At 54.1% G+C, this 17,510-nt stretch carries 19 protein-coding genes; 13 read left to right on the top strand and 6 right to left on the bottom strand.

Annotated features, from left to right (window positions below; translation table 11 throughout):
• Window positions 1-47: 47 nt before the first annotated feature.
• On the top strand, window positions 48-1,382 hold the full coding sequence (locus tag B9A24_RS20305) for a M20/M25/M40 family metallo-hydrolase (protein ID WP_084447855.1): 1,335 nt from the start codon (window positions 48-50) through the stop codon (window positions 1,380-1,382).
• A gap of 107 nt (window positions 1,383-1,489) precedes the next feature.
• On the opposite strand, the gene B9A24_RS20300 is transcribed toward B9A24_RS20305, so the two are convergent.
• Entirely contained in the window at window positions 1,490-2,359 is an 870-nt protein-coding gene (locus B9A24_RS20300; protein WP_084447854.1) for a transporter, read from the bottom strand.
• Between the two features lie 405 nt (window positions 2,360-2,764).
• Here B9A24_RS20300 and B9A24_RS20295 point away from each other — a divergent pair, with 405 nt between their 5' ends.
• Complete coding sequence (locus tag B9A24_RS20295) at window positions 2,765-3,832, top strand: cobalamin B12-binding domain-containing protein (RefSeq protein WP_159452120.1); 1,068 nt, start codon at window positions 2,765-2,767, stop codon at window positions 3,830-3,832.
• A gap of 5 nt (window positions 3,833-3,837) precedes the next feature.
• Here B9A24_RS20295 and B9A24_RS20290 read toward each other — a convergent pair whose 3' ends face one another.
• Window positions 3,838-4,176 (bottom strand): tetratricopeptide repeat protein, encoded by a 339-nt coding sequence (locus B9A24_RS20290; RefSeq protein WP_084447852.1) that lies wholly within the window; start codon window positions 4,174-4,176, stop codon window positions 3,838-3,840.
• A gap of 75 nt (window positions 4,177-4,251) precedes the next feature.
• Here B9A24_RS20290 and B9A24_RS20285 point away from each other — a divergent pair, with 75 nt between their 5' ends.
• From B9A24_RS20285 to B9A24_RS20270, 4 genes are all read left to right on the top strand, one after another.
• Complete coding sequence (locus B9A24_RS20285; protein WP_084447851.1) at window positions 4,252-4,989, top strand: electron transfer flavoprotein subunit beta/FixA family protein; 738 nt, start codon at window positions 4,252-4,254, stop codon at window positions 4,987-4,989.
• Between the two features lie 121 nt (window positions 4,990-5,110).
• Window positions 5,111-6,088, top strand: coding sequence for an electron transfer flavoprotein subunit alpha/FixB family protein (locus tag B9A24_RS20280; protein WP_084447850.1), 978 nt, complete (start codon window positions 5,111-5,113; stop codon window positions 6,086-6,088).
• Window positions 6,089-6,206: 118 nt separating this feature from the next.
• On the top strand, window positions 6,207-6,833 hold the full coding sequence (locus B9A24_RS20275; RefSeq protein ID WP_084447849.1) for a bifunctional nuclease family protein: 627 nt from the start codon (window positions 6,207-6,209) through the stop codon (window positions 6,831-6,833).
• Window positions 6,834-6,915: 82 nt separating this feature from the next.
• Window positions 6,916-7,452, top strand: a complete 537-nt coding sequence (locus B9A24_RS20270) for a YfiT family bacillithiol transferase (protein WP_084447848.1) — start codon at window positions 6,916-6,918, stop codon at window positions 7,450-7,452.
• 69 nt (window positions 7,453-7,521) lie between these two features.
• Here the strand turns inward: B9A24_RS20270 and B9A24_RS20265 are convergent, their stop codons facing one another.
• Together B9A24_RS20265 and B9A24_RS20260 are read right to left on the bottom strand one after the other, a co-directional pair.
• Window positions 7,522-8,340, bottom strand: a complete 819-nt coding sequence (locus B9A24_RS20265; RefSeq protein ID WP_084447927.1) for an ABC transporter ATP-binding protein — start codon at window positions 8,338-8,340, stop codon at window positions 7,522-7,524.
• A gap of 105 nt (window positions 8,341-8,445) precedes the next feature.
• Complete coding sequence (locus B9A24_RS20260; protein ID WP_084447847.1) at window positions 8,446-9,177, bottom strand: MlaE family ABC transporter permease; 732 nt, start codon at window positions 9,175-9,177, stop codon at window positions 8,446-8,448.
• A gap of 116 nt (window positions 9,178-9,293) precedes the next feature.
• On the opposite strand from B9A24_RS20260, the gene B9A24_RS20255 reads away from it, so the two are divergent.
• Window positions 9,294-10,007, top strand: a complete 714-nt coding sequence (locus B9A24_RS20255; protein WP_084447846.1) for an SDR family oxidoreductase — start codon at window positions 9,294-9,296, stop codon at window positions 10,005-10,007.
• Window positions 10,008-10,029: 22 nt separating this feature from the next.
• Here the strand turns inward: B9A24_RS20255 and B9A24_RS20250 are convergent, their stop codons facing one another.
• On the bottom strand, window positions 10,030-10,746 hold the full coding sequence (locus tag B9A24_RS20250; RefSeq protein ID WP_234997582.1) for a GIN domain-containing protein: 717 nt from the start codon (window positions 10,744-10,746) through the stop codon (window positions 10,030-10,032).
• An 81-nt stretch (window positions 10,747-10,827) separates the two neighbouring features.
• Between B9A24_RS20250 and B9A24_RS20245 the strand changes: the two genes are divergently transcribed.
• From B9A24_RS20245 to gldG, 4 genes are all read left to right on the top strand, one after another.
• Window positions 10,828-11,523 carry an SDR family oxidoreductase gene (locus B9A24_RS20245; protein WP_084447844.1) on the top strand — a complete coding sequence of 232 codons (696 nt, stop codon included), beginning with the start codon at window positions 10,828-10,830 and terminating at the stop codon, window positions 11,521-11,523.
• Window positions 11,524-11,541: 18 nt separating this feature from the next.
• On the top strand, window positions 11,542-12,450 hold the full coding sequence (gldA, locus tag B9A24_RS20240) for a gliding motility-associated ABC transporter ATP-binding subunit GldA (RefSeq protein WP_084447843.1): 909 nt from the start codon (window positions 11,542-11,544) through the stop codon (window positions 12,448-12,450).
• A gap of 67 nt (window positions 12,451-12,517) precedes the next feature.
• Window positions 12,518-13,243 carry a gliding motility-associated ABC transporter permease subunit GldF gene (gene gldF / locus B9A24_RS20235; protein ID WP_084447842.1) on the top strand — a complete coding sequence of 242 codons (726 nt, stop codon included), beginning with the start codon at window positions 12,518-12,520 and terminating at the stop codon, window positions 13,241-13,243.
• A gap of 154 nt (window positions 13,244-13,397) precedes the next feature.
• Window positions 13,398-15,104 carry a gliding motility-associated ABC transporter substrate-binding protein GldG gene (gldG, locus tag B9A24_RS20230; protein WP_084447841.1) on the top strand — a complete coding sequence of 569 codons (1,707 nt, stop codon included), beginning with the start codon at window positions 13,398-13,400 and terminating at the stop codon, window positions 15,102-15,104.
• On the opposite strand, the gene B9A24_RS20225 is transcribed toward gldG, so the two are convergent.
• Complete coding sequence (locus tag B9A24_RS20225; RefSeq protein WP_084447840.1) at window positions 15,091-15,534, bottom strand: BLUF domain-containing protein; 444 nt, start codon at window positions 15,532-15,534, stop codon at window positions 15,091-15,093. The two genes, gldG and B9A24_RS20225, sit on opposite strands and share 14 nt — an antisense overlap.
• A gap of 326 nt (window positions 15,535-15,860) precedes the next feature.
• Here B9A24_RS20225 and dnaN point away from each other — a divergent pair, with 326 nt between their 5' ends.
• Both dnaN and gldC read left to right on the top strand, forming a co-directional pair.
• The gene (gene dnaN / locus B9A24_RS20220) at window positions 15,861-16,985 is read left to right on the top strand and encodes a DNA polymerase III subunit beta (protein ID WP_084447839.1); all 1,125 of its coding nucleotides are present in this window, start codon (window positions 15,861-15,863) and stop codon (window positions 16,983-16,985) included.
• A gap of 107 nt (window positions 16,986-17,092) precedes the next feature.
• Window positions 17,093-17,431 (top strand): gliding motility protein GldC, encoded by a 339-nt coding sequence (gene gldC / locus B9A24_RS20215; protein ID WP_084447838.1) that lies wholly within the window; start codon window positions 17,093-17,095, stop codon window positions 17,429-17,431.
• Window positions 17,432-17,510 lie beyond the last annotated feature (79 nt).

The following is a 17,510-nucleotide window of genomic DNA, read 5'->3' as shown; positions in this document are numbered from 1 at the left end:
AAGAGTATCCTTGGTTTTGTCATAGGACAAAATTCCTACCTTGAGCCATGAAAAAAATTGTCCTGCTCATCGGGTTGGCGTGCATAAGCCAAGTAGTTGAAGCACAGAAAAAGAAGGGCCCGCCCATCAAGGAGGCGACCGTAGAGCGCATTATCCGCATGCTGGCGGCCGATGATATGAAAGGTCGGGCATCTGGTCAGCCGGGCGGCCTGCAGGCGGCCAGATTTCTGGCCGCCGAGTTTGATCGGATCGGGCTCGAAAAGATGCCGGGCTTACCCACCTATGAGCAAGTATTTCCGGCCTATGAAGTGCGCGGCGGTGCTACCAGCGTAACGCTGAATGGCACGGCCGTTGCGCCCGAAAATATCCTGGTTGCCTCGGGGCTCCCGACACTTAGCTGGACGAGCGAGGATGCCACCCCGCCGCAAGTGGTTGTAATTGGGCCCCAAGCCAATGTGCGCCAGGAAATGGGGGCTTTGCTCCAGCCCGCCGCCAATACCCTGATACTTGTCGATCCGGCTCATGCGCAGTGGTTCGGGCAGGTGGCTGGTTACATGAGCCACGGCAGCATGCGAGGGGAGGAGCCGAAGCCGTACGCCAGCGTATTTGTGCTGGCTGCCGCGCCGCCTGCTCCCGTCAAGTTTGCTGCTATGGCTACTACTACTATCAAGGCGGTGGAACTGCGCAACGTGGTAGGTGTATTGCCCGGCCAGGCCAAAGACAAAGCGCGGGCCGCTGAAATGGTTGTTTTCTCCGGGCATTACGATCACATCGGTACAATGCCCGCCGTGGCCGGCGACTCCATCGCCAATGGTGCCGATGACGATGCCAGCGGCACGACGGCCGTAGTAGCGCTGGCCGAGCATTTCAAGAAGAAAAAGAAGAATCAGCGGACGTTGGTATTCGTGGCTTTCACGGCGGAGGAAATCGGCGGCTTTGGCTCGAAATACTTTTCCCAGCAGATTGATCCACAGAAAGTAGCGGCTATGTTCAACATTGAAATGATCGGTAAGGAAGCGAAATTTGGCCCCAAAACCGCTTTCATCACCGGCTACGAGCGCTCCGACTTTGGGAAGCTGCTCCAGCAAAATCTGGCAGGCACACCCTTCCGCTTCGAGCCTGACCCGTACCCCGAGCAAAATCTGTTTTACCGCTCCGACAATGCTACCCTGGCCCGCTTAGGCGTTCCCGCTCACACCATCAGCAGCGACCAGATTCCGACAGATAAGCTTTATCATACAGTAGATGACGAAGTTGAAAGTCTTAATATGACCAACATGACAGCCATAATTTCGGCCATTGCGCGCAGCGCTGTCGGGATTATAGCCGGCGAGCAGACGCCTACGCGTATCGAGCCGGCCAGTGTAGGACAGCGCCCATAAAGGCTAAGCTGACTGAAGAATATGCATAATAAGGAAGGGCCAATGAGACGCAATTATGCGTCTCATTGGCCCTTCCTTATTATGAACAAGTGCTGGCGAAGCTTGCTTTACTTCGGCAAACGCACACTTAAACCTGCTCCCACCAAGAAGCCCTCAGCGGTGCTGGTGAAGCCCTGGCCGGCATTCAGATCGAGACGCAGGTTGGGTAATGGCCGCCAATAAAGGCCAACGGTAGCGCCAGGGGCCAACTCAGACTCGCGCTGCCAGGTGGTATACGTTTCGACAAAGAAGCCAAAATTGCCCCCCAGCGGGCCATTTAAGGCCAACGTGCCGAGATAAGTGCCCAGCTTCGAATCGGCGGCGCGAAAGCCCCGCTGCCGGAATCCAACGTTGGCTTCCAGACCGTAGCGCTGCCCCAGCTGCTGCGATATGAGCAGGCGGGCACCGGGCTCCAATACCTTATCGGGGAAAGAAGCATCGCCGTTACGCAACGTCAGTTCGCCCAGCAGGACCACTTGTGAGCGGCCATTAGGCACCGTTGAAGCCAAAAACTTGGCACCTACGGTCAGGGGCGCAAAACCACCGGGTAAGGTTGTGGAGGGAACGGGTGCTTCAAAATCACCCTCCGCAGCCCTTGAGGGCACGGCAGCGAGCCTGTCGGTAGGGTGGAGGTAGCCCTGCGTGAGGCGCAACTCGATATGGCTGGGCAATCCAATCCGTAGCGTGGCCCCGGATAGGGTGCGAGTCGGGCCAAAACCAGTAGCGTCGGCGGGCTCAAATCGGTTAGTGCCCGCATCTACCTGCACCTGACCCAAGGGCACCATATTGGTCGTAATGGTACGGCCGGGCCGGTCGGGGCGGATATTGCGCACGAAGGGCGCATCGGCGTTGAAAGTGGGATCAACAGTTTGGGCCAGAAGGCGGCCCGGCGCGGCGAGCAGTAGCCCGCCAATGGTTAGTAGAGCGATTTTACGCATGACCCAGGGGACACCAGGCCGCCGGGGAAAGTTCAGTCCTGCCCAGGTGGACTACTTGCCTGCGGAAGTCGGGTAAGCGGCATAATTCTTAGAAAACATAGCTCCTCTACTGCTGTACGCAGCATTCTGGGCGGTACTGGGAAGACTGGATGCTTTGCAATGTGTCGTTACGGCTATAGCTTTAGGCCCTGATTTTATACAAGCCTATATAGCTCGCTATCAGAAAAGAAGCACGGGAGTAGAGTATAATAAGTGAAACCAGCCAGCCTGGTTCAGAGTAAACGGAAGCAGCAAAGTAAGCAGGCGCTTTTTCGCTCGAGAAAGCTTTTAGGTACTATCATAAGTATCGAGAGAACATACTGACTTACAATCGTGTGCTAACGAATAGAGGAGTTAGAAATGAATTTGAAACAGCAACGTACGGTTGAGGCTATCCACCAGCAAGCCGAGAGCATAACCGAGGAGGCCGCGGCGCTATACTGTCAGCAGGCACCCAGTATGTTAGGTGAGGCTGGGGGGCAAAAATCGTTGGAGCAGGAGTTGCAAAGCCACCTGACGGCTTTAGTCAATGCCGTGTTGATGGATAGTGGCGGGCTGTTTGAAGCCCACCTGACACATGCTCGCCGCCAGCCCCCCGAACCAGCGCACGATCAGGAGTTGACCCAGCAGCTAACGGCCCTCAAACAGGTGCTAGCCCAGCGCCTGCCCATTACGGAGTACATCGCGGCGGCTGGGCATCTGAGCGCGGCTTTTAAAGAACTGGAGCAGCCGATGGCAGTAGTGACCCCGGCACCGCCTGCATCGTCTCTTCATGAGTCACCGCTGAAGCACTTAGCCACCTCTTACTTGACATACCTGCTGGATGGGCAGCGTACGGAGGCTATCAACTTACTAAAGACAGAAGTTAAGCGTGGCACTGATGTACGGCTGTTGTATGAGCACGTATTCATGCCGGTGCAGTGGGAACTAGGTTCGCGCTGGCACAAGGGCGAAATCAGTGTGGCGCAGGAGCATTATTGCACGGCGGCTACTGAGCTGGCTATGGCCATGTTGCAGCCCTATCTGCAAGTCGCTCCTTCCAACGGTTTTAGCTTCGTGGCCACTACCGTATCCGGCGACCTGCATAGCGTGCCCGTGCGGATGGTATCCGACTTTCTGGAATTTGACGGCTGGACACCTTTTTTCCTGGGGGCCAATACGCCTACCGATGGTATCTGGCAAGCAGTGGTTGGGTTCAAAGTAGATCTGCTCGTAATTGGGGCTTCCATGGCCCATCATGTTGGTATTCTGCGCCAGCTCATTAGCGCCAAACATGCTACCAGCGGCGCTGAACGCGTATTTGTGATGGTAGGAGGGGAGCCTTTCAACACCGATCCGGCGCTATGGCGCAGTATTGGGGCGGATGCTTACGCACCCAATGCTAGAGCGGCCGTAGAAGCGGCCCGCAATTTAATGCTTAGCTCACGCGCCTGAGTGGCTCATTCGTCCTCGTAGTCCAGACCAAGTAGCTGATTAAGCGCTTGTTGCAACTCGCTGGCGGCGTGCATCTGTCCAGCTTTCCGGCTCACCTGCAAACCTCGACGGTAAACTTTTTCGGCCTCTTCCGGCTTTTCTAGTTGCTCCAGCAGCTTGCCCGCGTGGTAGTAAGTACCCACATAGTCAGGATGTTCATCCAATAGCGTTTGGTAAAATTTCATAGCCCGTAACGGCTCCGTAGGCCGATATTCGGTGGCCAGCGCATAAATCGTAAACGCGTCGTTGGGGTCGTCGGCGTAGAAGGCCAGGAGTTGCTGTAAACGGTTGGGTGCGGTTTCCATGGGGCAGGAGTTTTCTGTATCTTCGCCCGAAATTAGGGGCTTTCCCGTAGTTATCTGTCCATATAAGCACCTTCGATGAAGTTTCTCGTTTGTATCAGCAACGTGCCCGACACGACCACCAAAATTACCTTTACTCCTGATAATAAGGAGTTGAACAAGGCTGGAGTGCAGTTCGTGATTAATCCCTGGGATGAATATGCCCTCACCCGCGCCATTGAGTTGAAGGAAAAGCTCGGCGGTAACGTGACGGTGCTTAACGTAGGCGAAGCCGATACTGAACCCAATATTCGCAAAGCCCTGGCCATCGGTGCCGACGACGCTATCCGCGTAAATGCCAAGCCTACCGACGCCTTTTTCGTGGCCCAGCAAATTGCTGCTGCTGCTAAAGATGGCGGCTACGACATTATCCTGATGGGTAAAGAAAGCATTGATTACAACGGCTTCCAGGTACACGGCATGGTGGGCGAGCTGCTCGGTATCCCGACCGTAGCGCCCGCTATGAAGCTCGACCTAGAAGGGAACACTGCTACATTGGAACGTGAGATAGAAGGCGGCAAAGAAATAGTAGAGGTATCGGGGCCCTTTGTGGTTTCGTGTCAAGAGCCTATGTGTGAGCCCCGCATCCCCAACATGCGCGGCATCATGACGGCCCGGACTAAGCCCTTGAAAGTAGTAGAGCCAACCGGCGAAGCGCCTCGCACTCAGGTTACCGAGTACGCCTTGCCCCCCAAAAAGCAGGGTGTCAAGCTCATTCCTGCCGAGTCGGCCGGCGACCTGATCAAGCTGCTGCGCAACGAAGCCAAGGTCATCTAAGTCAATTAACAATGATCAATTAACAGTGAGCAATTCGCAGCTTAGAGATTAAAAAGCGGCTGAACATTGTAGTTGGTCTTTACTTGTTAATTGCTCATTGTTAATTGTTAACTGAAAAAATATGTCTGTTCTAGTTGTAGTTGAGTGTGATAACGGTGAGGTGAAAAAGTCCTCGCTGGAAGTGGCTTCCTACGGGAGCCAGGTAGCCCAGATGCTCGGCACGACGGCTACGGCCGTGGCCGTAGGCGAGGCAACTGAAGCCAACTTGGCCAGTCTCGGCGAGCAGGGCATCAGCAAAGTATTGTACGATAACGATTCCCGCCTGAAGGATTTCGTAAACGGTGCTTACACCAAGCTGATTGCCGCCGCGGCTCAGCAGGAAAGTGCGCAGATTATTGTACTGGCTAACTCCAATATTGGCACCGCCGTAGGCTCGCGCCTGTCGGTGCGCCTGCAAGCCAGCTTGGCTACCAACGTAGTAGAGCTGCCTAAAACCGATGGGGGGCAATTTGTAGTGAAGCGCGGGGCTTTCTCCGGCAAAGCCTTCTCTGACGTAGTCCTGAGCGGCGAGCGGAAGATTATTGCCGTGAAGAAAAACTCGATGGAGCCCCTGCACAACGCCGGCCAAACCGCCACCGTAGAGCAGTTCTCGGCCCAACTCGCCGATGCCGACTTCGCCGACGCCCCTAAGCAAGTAATTATGCAGGAGCAAGCCGGTGGCATCCTGCTACCTGAAGCCGATAAAGTAGTATCTGGAGGCCGGGGCATGAAAGGTCCCGAAAACTGGAATCTGATTGAAGACTTAGCTAAGGCGTTGGGTGCGGCTACGGCTTGCTCCAAGCCGGTGTCCGACGTCGATTGGCGCCCTCACCACGAGCACGTAGGCCAGACAGGTATCACGGTGTCACCTAACTTGTATATTGCCTGTGGTATTTCGGGCGCTATTCAGCACCTGGCGGGCGTAAACTCTTCAAAAGTTATCGTCGTTATCAACAAAGATCCGGAAGCACCGTTCTTTAAAGCGGCCGATTATGGCATCGTTGGCGACGTATTCGACGTACTACCCAAACTAACTCAGGCCGTTAAAGAGTTGAATTAATGTGTTGCTAAGTTGAGTTTCCTTATGTTAATGTCTTAGTTTTGATTCTAGGCAGTAACTTATTGATTATTACTATAGTAAGCACAAATCGACACACCTTAAATCAGCTTAATCGCTTGTGAAGAAAATTCAGCTCGAAATCCTCGGCCTGTCATCCAGCCAATCCCAGTCGGGTTCTTTTGCTCTTATCCTGGGCGAAAAAACCGGCAACCGCCGTTTGCCTATTATCATTGGCATGTTTGAGGCGCAGAGCATTGCGATTCAAATAGAAAAAATCAGTCCTAATCGTCCTCTTACCCATGATTTGTTTAAGTCATTTGCCGAGCATGTGCATGTGGCTATTATCGAGGTATTGATTTCGGATTTGAAAGAAGGAGTATTCTATTCGAAAATAGTGTGCTCCGATGGGGCCACTAACTTCGAAATCGACGCCCGGCCCAGCGACGCTATTGCTATCGGCCTGCGTTTTGGCGTACCGATTTTCACCGTGGAAAGTGTGCTCAGCGAAGCCGGCATTATCCTGAGTGACCTCGATGAAAGCGCCGAAGAAACTTCTGACGACGATGACGAGGACGATGATGATGACGACAACAGCGGCACGCCAGCGGCCACGCCCAGCCCCCGCGACCCCAGTGGTCAGGTGTCGCTGGACGAACTGACCAAGATGCTGGCCCAGGCACTGGAGAAAGAAGATTACGAAAAAGCCGCCAAAATCCGCGATGAGCTAAACAAGCGCAACGGCTAAGTTTTTGGCCGTTTTAGAAAGAAAGCCTTCCTTGCATGGAAGGCTTTTTTGTGCCGTCTACCCGTCAATTAACTACCCAAAAATGCCCCCCAGTCCCGACCTTCGCTACCCCATCGGCCACCCGACGCTGCCACCCGGCCCACTTTCCGCCACTGAGCGCGCGGCTTTGATCCAGCAGATTGAGCAACTGCCGGCCCAACTTACGGATGTAGCTCGCCAAATAGGTGGGGAAGGTTTGCTGAAGCCATACCGTCCCGGTGGCTGGACGGGCCGGCAAGTCATTCACCACCTGGCCGATTCGCACCTTAACTGTTACACGCGTTTTCGCTTGGCGCTTACGGAAGAAAGGCCCACCGTGCGGCCCTACGATGAGCAGGCCTGGGCCGAACTGCCCGACGTGGAGGCAACGCCCATCACCGTTTCGCTGACGCTGCTGGAAGCATTACACACCCGCTGGACGGTGCTGCTCCATCACCTGACCGAAGCACAATGGCAGAGCACATTTTATCACCCCGGAAACGATAGAGAGTATACGCTCGATCAGGCGCTGGTGCTCTATGCCTGGCACGGCCAGCACCACCTGGCTCACCTAACAGGCTTACTTGACCAAAAGGCTTGAAATTGCTGACAGTAAAAAGCCCCCCAGAGCTACTTCTGGGGGGCTTTTTGCTGGTGATACTCTCTTGAACTAAGAGCCAGCCGATTGGCTATTTGTACTATCTGTAATGGCTGAGAGGCCACCTTCCGATTCGTCGTCCACTTTTTTGGCGGCTCGAACTAGGCTGCTACTGAAGATAAATTCCTTTAGTTCAGGAACCTGGGCATTAAGGATTTCTTCTTTGTTGCCATCCCACAGCTTCTGGCCTTTGTGCAGAAAGATAATGTGGTCGCCGATTTCCACCACTGAGTTCATGTCGTGGGTAATGATGGCGGTGGTGATGTTGTACTCGTGGGTGATTTCGTGAATCAGCTCGTCAATTTTGAGGCTGGTGAGCGGATCGAGGCCGGAGTTGGGCTCGTCGCAAAATAAATAGGTACAGTTAGGCGCGATGGCGCGGGCAATACCTACGCGCTTCTTCATGCCACCGCTGATTTCAGCGGGCATTTTGTTGCCTGCGTTTTCGAGGCCGACGCGCTTCAGGCAGAACTCCACCCGGTCGCGGCGCTCCTCTTTGGTCATCTCAGGTGTGAGCATTTTCAGCGGGAACTCCGTGTTTTCGTACACCGTCATCGAGTCGAACAACGCCGAGCCCTGAAACAGCATCCCGATTTTGCGCCGGATTTCCTGCCTGATCTGCACCTTATTGTTGGTGAATACGCTGCCATCGTAGGTGATGCTGCCGATGTCGGGCTGCATCAGGCCTACAATGCACTGCAACAGCACGCTTTTGCCAGTACCTGAGCCGCCAAGCAATAGATTACACTTGCCCGTCTCAAACGTGCAGGTGATACCCTTTAGCACCTGGTTGCCATTAAAGGATTTCTGGACATTATGAATTTCAATCATGGGAATAAATGGCTGAATGATCAAATGGCTGAAGGGTGAATAGCTAACAGGCTGTCCTTTGGATATCAGAACAATCACCTTTCAGCCATTCAACTACGCAATCATTTACAGAAGTAACGCTGCTAACACGAAGTCAGCCAGCAGAATAGCAATAATAGAGTTGTTTACGGCCCCGGTGCTGGCTGCACCTACTTCCAGTGCGCCACCTGTGGTAAAATAGCCTTTATACGATGAAATGGCTGATACCAGGAAGGCAAATACAACTGACTTAATCAGCGCGAAGGTGATGTTATAAGGAATAAAATCAGTCCGCAGCCCTTCAATATATTCCTGTGCTGAAATCGCGCCGGTAAGCGTACCTGCTAAGTACCCGCCCAAAATCGAAAGCATCATGGCCAGAATAACCAGCAGCGGAAACATTAGAATAGCGGCCACGATACGCGGGAGCACCAGGTAGGAAGCAGAGTTGATACCCATTACTTCCAGGGCTGCTACCTGCTCGGTGATACGCATAGTGCCTAAGCCGCCCGCGATGCTGGAACCAACCTTCCCCGCCAGCACGATGCTGGTGATGGTGGGCGCCAACTCCAGGATGGTCATTTCGCGCACCATAAAGCCGATAGTCGATTTCGGGATGAGCGGGCTAACCAGATTATAGGAGATCTGGACGCACGTAACAGCCCCAATAAACGCACTGACAATCGCGACAATAAAAATCGAGTCGAAGCCGATAATCACGGATTCTTCGAGGGTACGTTGCCAGAGCGTTTTCAGGCGCTCGGTCCGCGTAACCATACTTTGAATGAAAAGCAGAAACTCGCCGAAGTTTTTGACCATATAGCGGAAGAGGGAAGGGAGAAATACAGGAACTTGCAGAGCAAACAGCTGCGCCTTGAAAATGCTCGGCCCGTGTTTGGTAACCCTACGTAAAAACGAACTCAACGAGTAAAGGAATGCAAAAATATATCATTGTTACCGGCGGAACGAAGGGAATAGGGCGGGCCGTGGTCATGCGCTTCGCGCGGGCTGGGTTCGCGGTGGTCACTTGTGCCCGCTCAGCGGCCGATCTAGTTACACTCGCAACCGACTTGGAACAGGAAACTCCCGGCAGCGAACTGTACACAGTATCCGCCAACCTCAGTCAACCTGCTGATACCCGACGCTTTACCGATTTCGTGCTGGCGCTGGGGGGCAAAATTGAGGTGTTGGTTAATAACACAGGGGCATTTACTCCTGGTCGCCTGCAGGATGATATGGATGACGGGTCGGTGCTGCGCCATATGATTGACGTAAACCTGTACAGCACCTACGACGTAACCCGCGCCCTGCTGCCCAGTATGTTAGCGCAGCGTGGGGGGCATATTTTCACGATGTGCTCGGTGGCCAGCCTGCGGGCTTACCCCAGCGGCGGGGCATATAGCGTAGCGAAGTTTGCCTTATTGGGCCTGACGAAAGCCCTACGTGAAGAGTTGAAAGAGCAGAGTATTCGGGTGACGGCGGTACTGCCGGGTGCCACGCTCACGGCCAGCTGGGAAGGGGTAGATTTGCCCCCCGAGCGGTTTATTAAGGCCGAAGATGTAGCGGAAGCTATTTTTGGAGCGTACTCCTTATCGCCCCAGGCGGTGGTGGAGGAGTTGCTGATTCGTCCTCAGTTAGGTGATATATAACTGCCTGAGCTATAAGCAGGAGTTACTGCGATTTTACGGCTTTGCCCTTGCTGGTAATCCGAATGTCAGTAGTAGGGTCGCCGCTGTAATACAAGGTGCCGGTACCGGCATGAAGGCCGCCTACGATGTCGGAAGCTGATACGTAAGCATTGCCATCGCTGCTGCGGGTAAGCTCAAAAAAGCAGCGTTTGGTTTGCAGTTCGGTAGCGCGCAGTGAACCAAGCCCACCCACGGTCAGGCTCAGCTCTTCGGCGGTACCGCGCAGCCGTACGTCACCCAGCTCGTACATATCCAGATAGATAATATCACTGGTCAGGTCGAGATCGTAGTCGCCGGCACCTACGAGGTGAAAGAAGACGGTATCGGCGCGGAAGCTGCTGCCCGTGCGGATGTTACCCGCGCCCAGCAGCGCAATGTCGCGGATGCCGGAGACGTGTAAGGTTACTTCACGAGGCGTATCGTAGCGGCGCACCCAGTTGCAGCGGCTCGTATTGCGAACCGTAAGCCGCCCGTTTTCCACGGTCAGCTCAATATCCTCCTGGAGGTTTTTGCCCGTTCGTACTTCGGCGTAGGGCTCGGTGGCGGTGGCATCCTGCACCAGCGTCACGTCTACGTTAGTATAGGTGACTAAGTCCTGAAAGGGTGACAGCGCCCGCCGCTCGGTTACAATGCTGCCGGTACTTTTAAAACAATCACCTTCGTGGTCTTTCGCGCAGCCCGCCAGCCAGGGTATAAACACCAACAGACTGGCCCAACTGCTAAAAAGCCGTTTGAGGCAGCTAACTTGCAACCAACTATTCACTCGCAACATCACCAAACTATGGACCTGACTGGCAAGGTAGCTATTCTAACGGGCGTCAGCAAAGGCATTGGCCTGGCCACGGCTGAGGCGCTGCTGGCGCAAGGCGCAATAGTGGCCGGCTGGGGCCGCACCCGCCCGACGGACTTACAGCATGAGCGTTTCCACTTTTTCGAGTGCGATGTACGCAAACAAGCCAGCGTGCAGGCCGCTTTTGCCAATACCATTCAACAGCTCGGTGCCGAAGTGCATGTGCTGGTGAATAACGCCGGCCTGGGCATTGCTGGTCCGGTTGATGGCTTTGCGGCCGACGACTGGCACACCATGTTTGATACGAATGTACACGGCACGTTTTACTGCTGCCAGGCCGTGTTGCCCGCTATGAAGCGCCAGCAGCTTGGTCATATCGTGAATATTTCGTCCATCGCCGGCACTACGGGTATCGAGAAGATGGCGGGCTATTGTGCCTCCAAGTTCGCGGTGCGGGGCTTTTCGCAGTCCTTATTCAAGGAAGTGCGCACTGATGGTATCAAGGTCACCTGTCTGTATCCGGGCTCGGTGCAGACCAATTTCTTCGACGATATCCCCGGCACCGATGCTAATGAGCACATGATGCAGCCCCAGGATATTGCCGACACAATTATTTATACGCTGCAAACTCCCTTTAATTTCCACATCGTGGATCTGGAAATGCGGCCATTACAGCCAAAAAAGTAGGTTGTAGCGCTATATTTTATGGTTGAGATACAAAACCTAACCAAAAACTTCGGCACCCAGGCGGCCGTGAATGACATTTCATTCTCGGTGGGTAAAGGCGAGATTCTGGGTTTCCTGGGCCCGAATGGTGCAGGCAAGTCCACGACCATGAAGATTGCGACCGGCTATTTGCCCCCCAGCGCGGGCACCGTACGCGTAGCGGGCCATGATGTGCTGGCTGAGCCGTTGGAAGTGCGCCGCCAGGTGGGCTATCTGCCTGAGCATAACCCACTTTATCTAGATATGTATGTGCATGAGTACCTCGAATTTATTGGCTCCGTGCATGGCCTAAAAGGAGGCGACCGCCGCCGCCGCGTAGCGGCTATGGTAGATAGGGTAGGGCTTGGCCGAGAGCAGAACAAGCAAATTGGTGCCTTATCGAAAGGCTACCGGCAGCGCGTAGGTTTGGCTCAGGCTCTCATTCACGACCCTGGCGTACTCATCCTCGACGAGCCCACCACTGGCCTCGACCCCAACCAGATCGGCGAAATCCGCACGCTTATTCGGGAATTGGGCGAAAACAAGACGGTGATTTTCTCTACCCACATTCTGCCCGAAGTCACAGCACTTTGCACCCGCGTCGTCATTATCAACCGTGGACAGCTAGTAGCCGATAGCTCCGTGAGCGAGCTAGGTGCCCGCGCTGCTGGTGATACGCTTATCCGCGCCGAGTTCGAGCAAGCCATCGACCCCGCTCCATTGCGAGCGTTACCTGGTATTACGAGCGTCGAAATTGCCCCCCAGAACATGTACCACATCCGAGCCAGCGCGGGCGCCGATGTCCGGGGGGCAATTTCGCGCCTCGCGGCGCAGGAAGGTTGGGTGCTACTGGGGCTGCGGCAGGAAGAGCAATCATTGGAGCAGGTGTTCCAGAGCCTGACGAAGTAAACCTAAAGGTCTGTCTTATAGTGTGATTCTTGCTGACAGGCTTTTATCAAATCAATCCATCGAATACATGTTTGCTATTCTTCGCAAAGAATTCAATGCCTTTCTTAGCTCGCCAGTCGCCTACGTGGTGATGGGTGTTTTTCTGGTAGCTACCGGGCTGTTCGTGTGGGTATTTCCGGATAGCAGCGTGCTGGACTACGGCTACGCTGACTTGCAAACCCTGTTTAATATCGCCCCCTGGATTTTTCTGTTCCTGATTCCGGCCATCACCATGCGCACGTTTGCCGAGGAGAAAAAGGCGGGCACCATCGAGCTGCTGCTCACCCGTCCGCTCACCGATGGCCAGATTCTAGGGGGCAAATTTCTGGCTTGTCTGCTGCTCACGCTGCTGGCTTTGGTGCCCACGCTGCTCTATTACTATTCAGTGTATCAGCTTGGTAACCCCGAAGGCAACATCGATTCGGCGGCTACGGTAGGTTCTTATCTAGGGCTGACGTTGTTGGCCGGGGTGTTTGTGGCGATGGGCGTATTTGCTTCCGCCATTACCCGCGACCAGATTATTGCCTTTTTAGTGGCCGTCGTAGGCTGCTTTTTGGTGTACTCCGGCTTTGATTCACTTGCTTCAGTTTTTGAAGGCAGCCCCGCCTACTATATAAGCCAGCTTGGGATTGCCGCTCACTACCGCGACATCAGCAAGGGCCTTATCGACTCCCGCGACCTGACGTATTTTTTTAGCTTAATGGCCGGGCTGCTTTTAGCCACGCGGCTGGTTCTGCAAAGCCGCAATTGGTAACCCCACCCCAACCTCCTCCCCAAAAGGGAGGGCCTCTAGCCCTAATTCATAGCTTAAAAATGATTCCTTCCTTTATTCTAGAATGCTAGTTTAAACTAGCATTCTAGAACCCCTCCCTTTTGGGGAGGGGTTGGGGTGGGGTCCGCGTTAGAATATGCCCGAACCACCAATTCAACCTTCCCGCAAGCGCCGCGATCTAATCAGATTCCTGCTGATCATTGGGCTGCTTTTGCTCTTCAACTTCATCGGCCAGCGGCTCTTTTTTCGCCTCGATCTGACGGAAGAAAAGCGCTATACCATGTCGCCGGCCACCAAACAGCTCCTGCAAAATCTGCCGGAGCCGGTGACGGTCACCGTGTATCTGGATGGTGATTTTCCGCCCGCTTTCCGCCGCCTCCAACAGGCCGTACGCGAGACTCTGAATGAAATGCAGGTGTACGGGGGGGCAAATCTGCGCTACGTATTCGTCGATCCTTCGGCTGCCAGCTCCGAAAAAGCCCGCAGCGAGTACTATGAAACGCTGATTAAAAAAGGCCTGCGCCCTACCAATCTGGCGGCTACTGAGAACGGCAAGCGGGTCGAGAAAATCATCTTCCCCTGGGCCAGCGTGGCTGTTGGTCCCCGGGAAAAGCAGGTGCTACTGTTGCGCGGCAATCAAACGGCTTCCTCCGACGTGCGCCTGAATCAGAGCATTGAGGGTCTGGAGTATGAGCTGGCCAGCAGCATCCGCAAATTGTCCCCCGGTCGCCGCAAGATCATTGGCGTAGTCGAAGGCCACGGCGAGCTGACCAACGCCCAGGCCGGCGACCTTATCGGCTCGTTGCAGGAATACTACGATGTGTACCGCGTCAATCTAGCCGCCGTACCCAACCTGCGTACCCTCGACGCGGTGATTGTGGCCAAACCCGAGCAAGCCTACACCGAAATCGAAAAGTTTAAGCTCGACCAGTTCATCACTCAGGGAGGCAAAGCCCTCTTTTTCGTGGATGCCATGCGCGTCAACCTCGACAGCGCGGCCCGCGGCGGCATGCTGGCTTTTCCGTATCAGCTGAACTTGGAAGACCTGCTGTTTAAGTACGGTGCTCGCGTCAATCCTGATCTGGTGCTTGACCTGAACTCCGGGGTCATTCCACTCGTGACGGGTACCACCGGCGACCAGCCCACCGTCGAGCCTATGCCCTGGCAGTTTTATCCGCTCATTAATCAATTTAGCCCACATCCCATTACCCGCAACCTCGACGCGGTCTACACTAAGTTCGTGAGCACCATTGATACGGTAAAGGCCGTTGGCATTCGCAAAACGCCGTTGCTGTTCACCTCGCGTTATACCCGCGTGTTGCCCTCGCCGGTGCCCGTCAATCTGAACGACGCCCGCATGGAGCCAAATGCCAAGCTGTACCGTGAAAGCTTTAAGCCGGTGGGTTACTTGCTGGAGGGGCAATTTCGCTCACTGTTCGCTAATCGTGCTCAGCCGGGCACGACGCAGTTTCAACCGGCTACCGCAGCCAATGCCCGTCCCGGAAAAGTGTTAATCATCGGCGATGGCGACTTTGTGCGCAGCGAGCTGGATCCTAAAACTGGCCAGCCCTTCCGCCTCGGCTTCGACCGCCTTGCTAATACCGAATTTGCCAACCGCGAACTAGCCCTGAATGCCGTCGATTATATGCTCGACGAAACCGGCCTCATCGCCGTTCGCAGCAAGCAGATTACGCTAAGACCGTTGGATAAAGTGAAAATAACGGAGCAGCGCCGCCGCTGGCAGCTCATTAATGTGGGTGCCCCGCTGGTGTTGTTGGGCGTATTCGGAGGCTTGAGAGCATGGCAGCGCAAACGGCGCTACGCGTCGTTTAAAACCGAATAACGTCATCAGCAACAAACGAGGCCAAGAGCGAATGCAATGACGCGTCGTTTTGCGCAGGCGTGGGGGGCAAAAAATCAGCTTGGTTAATGTTCAGGTAGCCCGCCAGATGCTGAAATTCACTCGACGCTACGGCCTTGAAGCCCATTGACCACTGAGAGAAGTTGCGCTGCTGAATCTCACCGTCAGCTAGTCTTGTCACGTTGCGGTGACGAATATCCTGCTCAATCTTATTGAAGATATAAAACACCTCGTCTTTGGGGCCTTCTAATACCTGCATGATATTATGCTCACTGTAAAGCAATACGCCGGTTAGCTGGTGCTGCGCATTCCAGTCGCGCGACTGCTTTAATAAGGTTTTCAACTCCTGGTCACCCATGGGAAGGGTAGTGGTACTTTGATAAACTAAATGGTGCAGGGTAACGGTCGACATAGAATTATGTAGCAGTCTGGTCTTTGATCAGATCAACATTAGCGAATTTCGTGCAATACATAGTCGCTCTTGGTCACTAAAGGATTATTCACGTAGTGGCGAACCGAACTAGGTATTTATGCGCATCCTTTTATAGCCACGACTACCTGTATGATAAGTGAGAAGGCATGATAAACCAGCGAAAGTTTCGAGGTTTTCGCGGCACTTAAGGTTGGTCCAAAATCCTGGCGTGTTGCTTTGGTTATTCCCTTCTGCTAGCGCTGGCAAAGCCGGGTGTGTTTCCTATCTTTGTCGCCTTCCCCCAACCCTGGCCGAACCCCCACTATATGAAATTCATTGTCTCGTCCTCTGCCTTGCTCAAGCAACTCCAGAGCATTAATGGCGTAGTCACGAACAACCCCGTAGTGCCCATTCTGGAGAATTTTCTTTTCGAGATTGAGGACGGCAAGCTGACCATTACGGCCTCTGATCTGGAGACCAGCATGATAACCGAACTGCCGGTTGAAGCCCGCGAAACGGGTCGCATTGCCGCGCCGGCCCGCATTCTGCTCGACACGCTTAAGAACCTGCCCGACCAGCCCGTGACGTTTACGCTGGACGAGGAAACGTATACCATCGAAATTAGCTCTGCTAATGGCCGCTACAAGTTGGCTGGCGAGAATGCCACCGATTTCCCGCGCGTGCCGGTGGTGAAAGGCTCAACCCCGATTGAAATGCCGTCGACGTCGTTGGCACGGGCTATCAACAAAACCATCTTCGCCGTAAGTACCGACGAGCTGCGCCCCGCTATGACGGGTATATTGGTGCAATTGGCTGATAACCAGGCCACCTTCGTAGCCACCGACGGGCACCGCCTGTTGCGCTACCGCCGCTTGGACGTAGGTGCTGGTCAATCGGCTAATCTGATTATCCCGCGCAAGGCTTTCAATCTGCTTAAGAGTGCCTTGCCTTCGGAAGCTACCACGGTAAAAGTGGAATTCAACAGCTCCAACGCTTTTTTTAGCTTCAACCAGATGCGCCTCGTGTGCCGCCTGATTGATGAGCGCTATCCGGACTACGAAAACGTAATTCCGGTCAGCAACCCTAACCGTCTGATCATCAGCCGCGCCGACTTCCTGAACTCGGTGAAGCGTATTTCGATTTATTCGAATAAAACCACCCATCAGGTGCGCCTGCGTCTGGCGGGCTCTGAGCTAACGGTTTCGGCCGAGGATCTGGACTTCAGCAACGAAGCCAGCGAGCGTCTGGCTTGCCAATACGAGGGCGAGGACATGGAAATAGGCTTCAATGCCCGCTTTCTGGCCGAAATGCTCTCCAATATTGACTCGGAAGAAATTACTTTGGAGTTGAGCACGCCCAACCGCGCCGGCCTGCTCATGCCGACTACTGCCGACGAGAACGAAAGCATTCTGATGCTGGTGATGCCGGTAATGCTGAACAACTACGTTTAAATTTAAATAGTTGAATGGCTGTGGGTTAAATGGTTGATCGTTTTGCTGACACCGATGCGGCTAAAACGATCAGTCATTTAACCCACAGCCATTTAGCAATTCAAGCAATGAAGAAATCCGAAATTCGCTTTAGTATTGCCCTCGACGACCAGAAAGTGCCGGAGGCCATCAGCTGGCAGGCTACTGATGCTGGTCCTGATATTCATTTCGCCAAAGCCATCAACATCGCTCTCTGGGACCGTGATGAACGGGGTACCATGAAAATTGACCTTTGGACGAAGGAAATGCCCGTTGATGAAATGAAGCGCTTCTATGTTGATACCATCGGCGCAATGGCAGAAAGCATTACTACTGCCACCAACGACAAAGTAATGGCCGCCAAAATGCAGGAGTTGTGCCGCACACTTATGGAGCATCTGGAGGAAGAGGAACGCAAGAGTAAATAGGCTGCCTGGTTATAGGCCATAAAAAAGCCCCACCGACCTACGTTCGTTGGGGGGTCGGTTTTTTACGTTTTAGGTCCGT

It is taken from the genome of Hymenobacter roseosalivarius DSM 11622 (genome assembly GCF_900176135.1).
Taxonomy (GTDB): Bacteria; Bacteroidota; Bacteroidia; order Cytophagales; family Hymenobacteraceae; genus Hymenobacter; species Hymenobacter roseosalivarius.
This window is presented reverse-complemented; position numbering and strand designations above follow the sequence as displayed.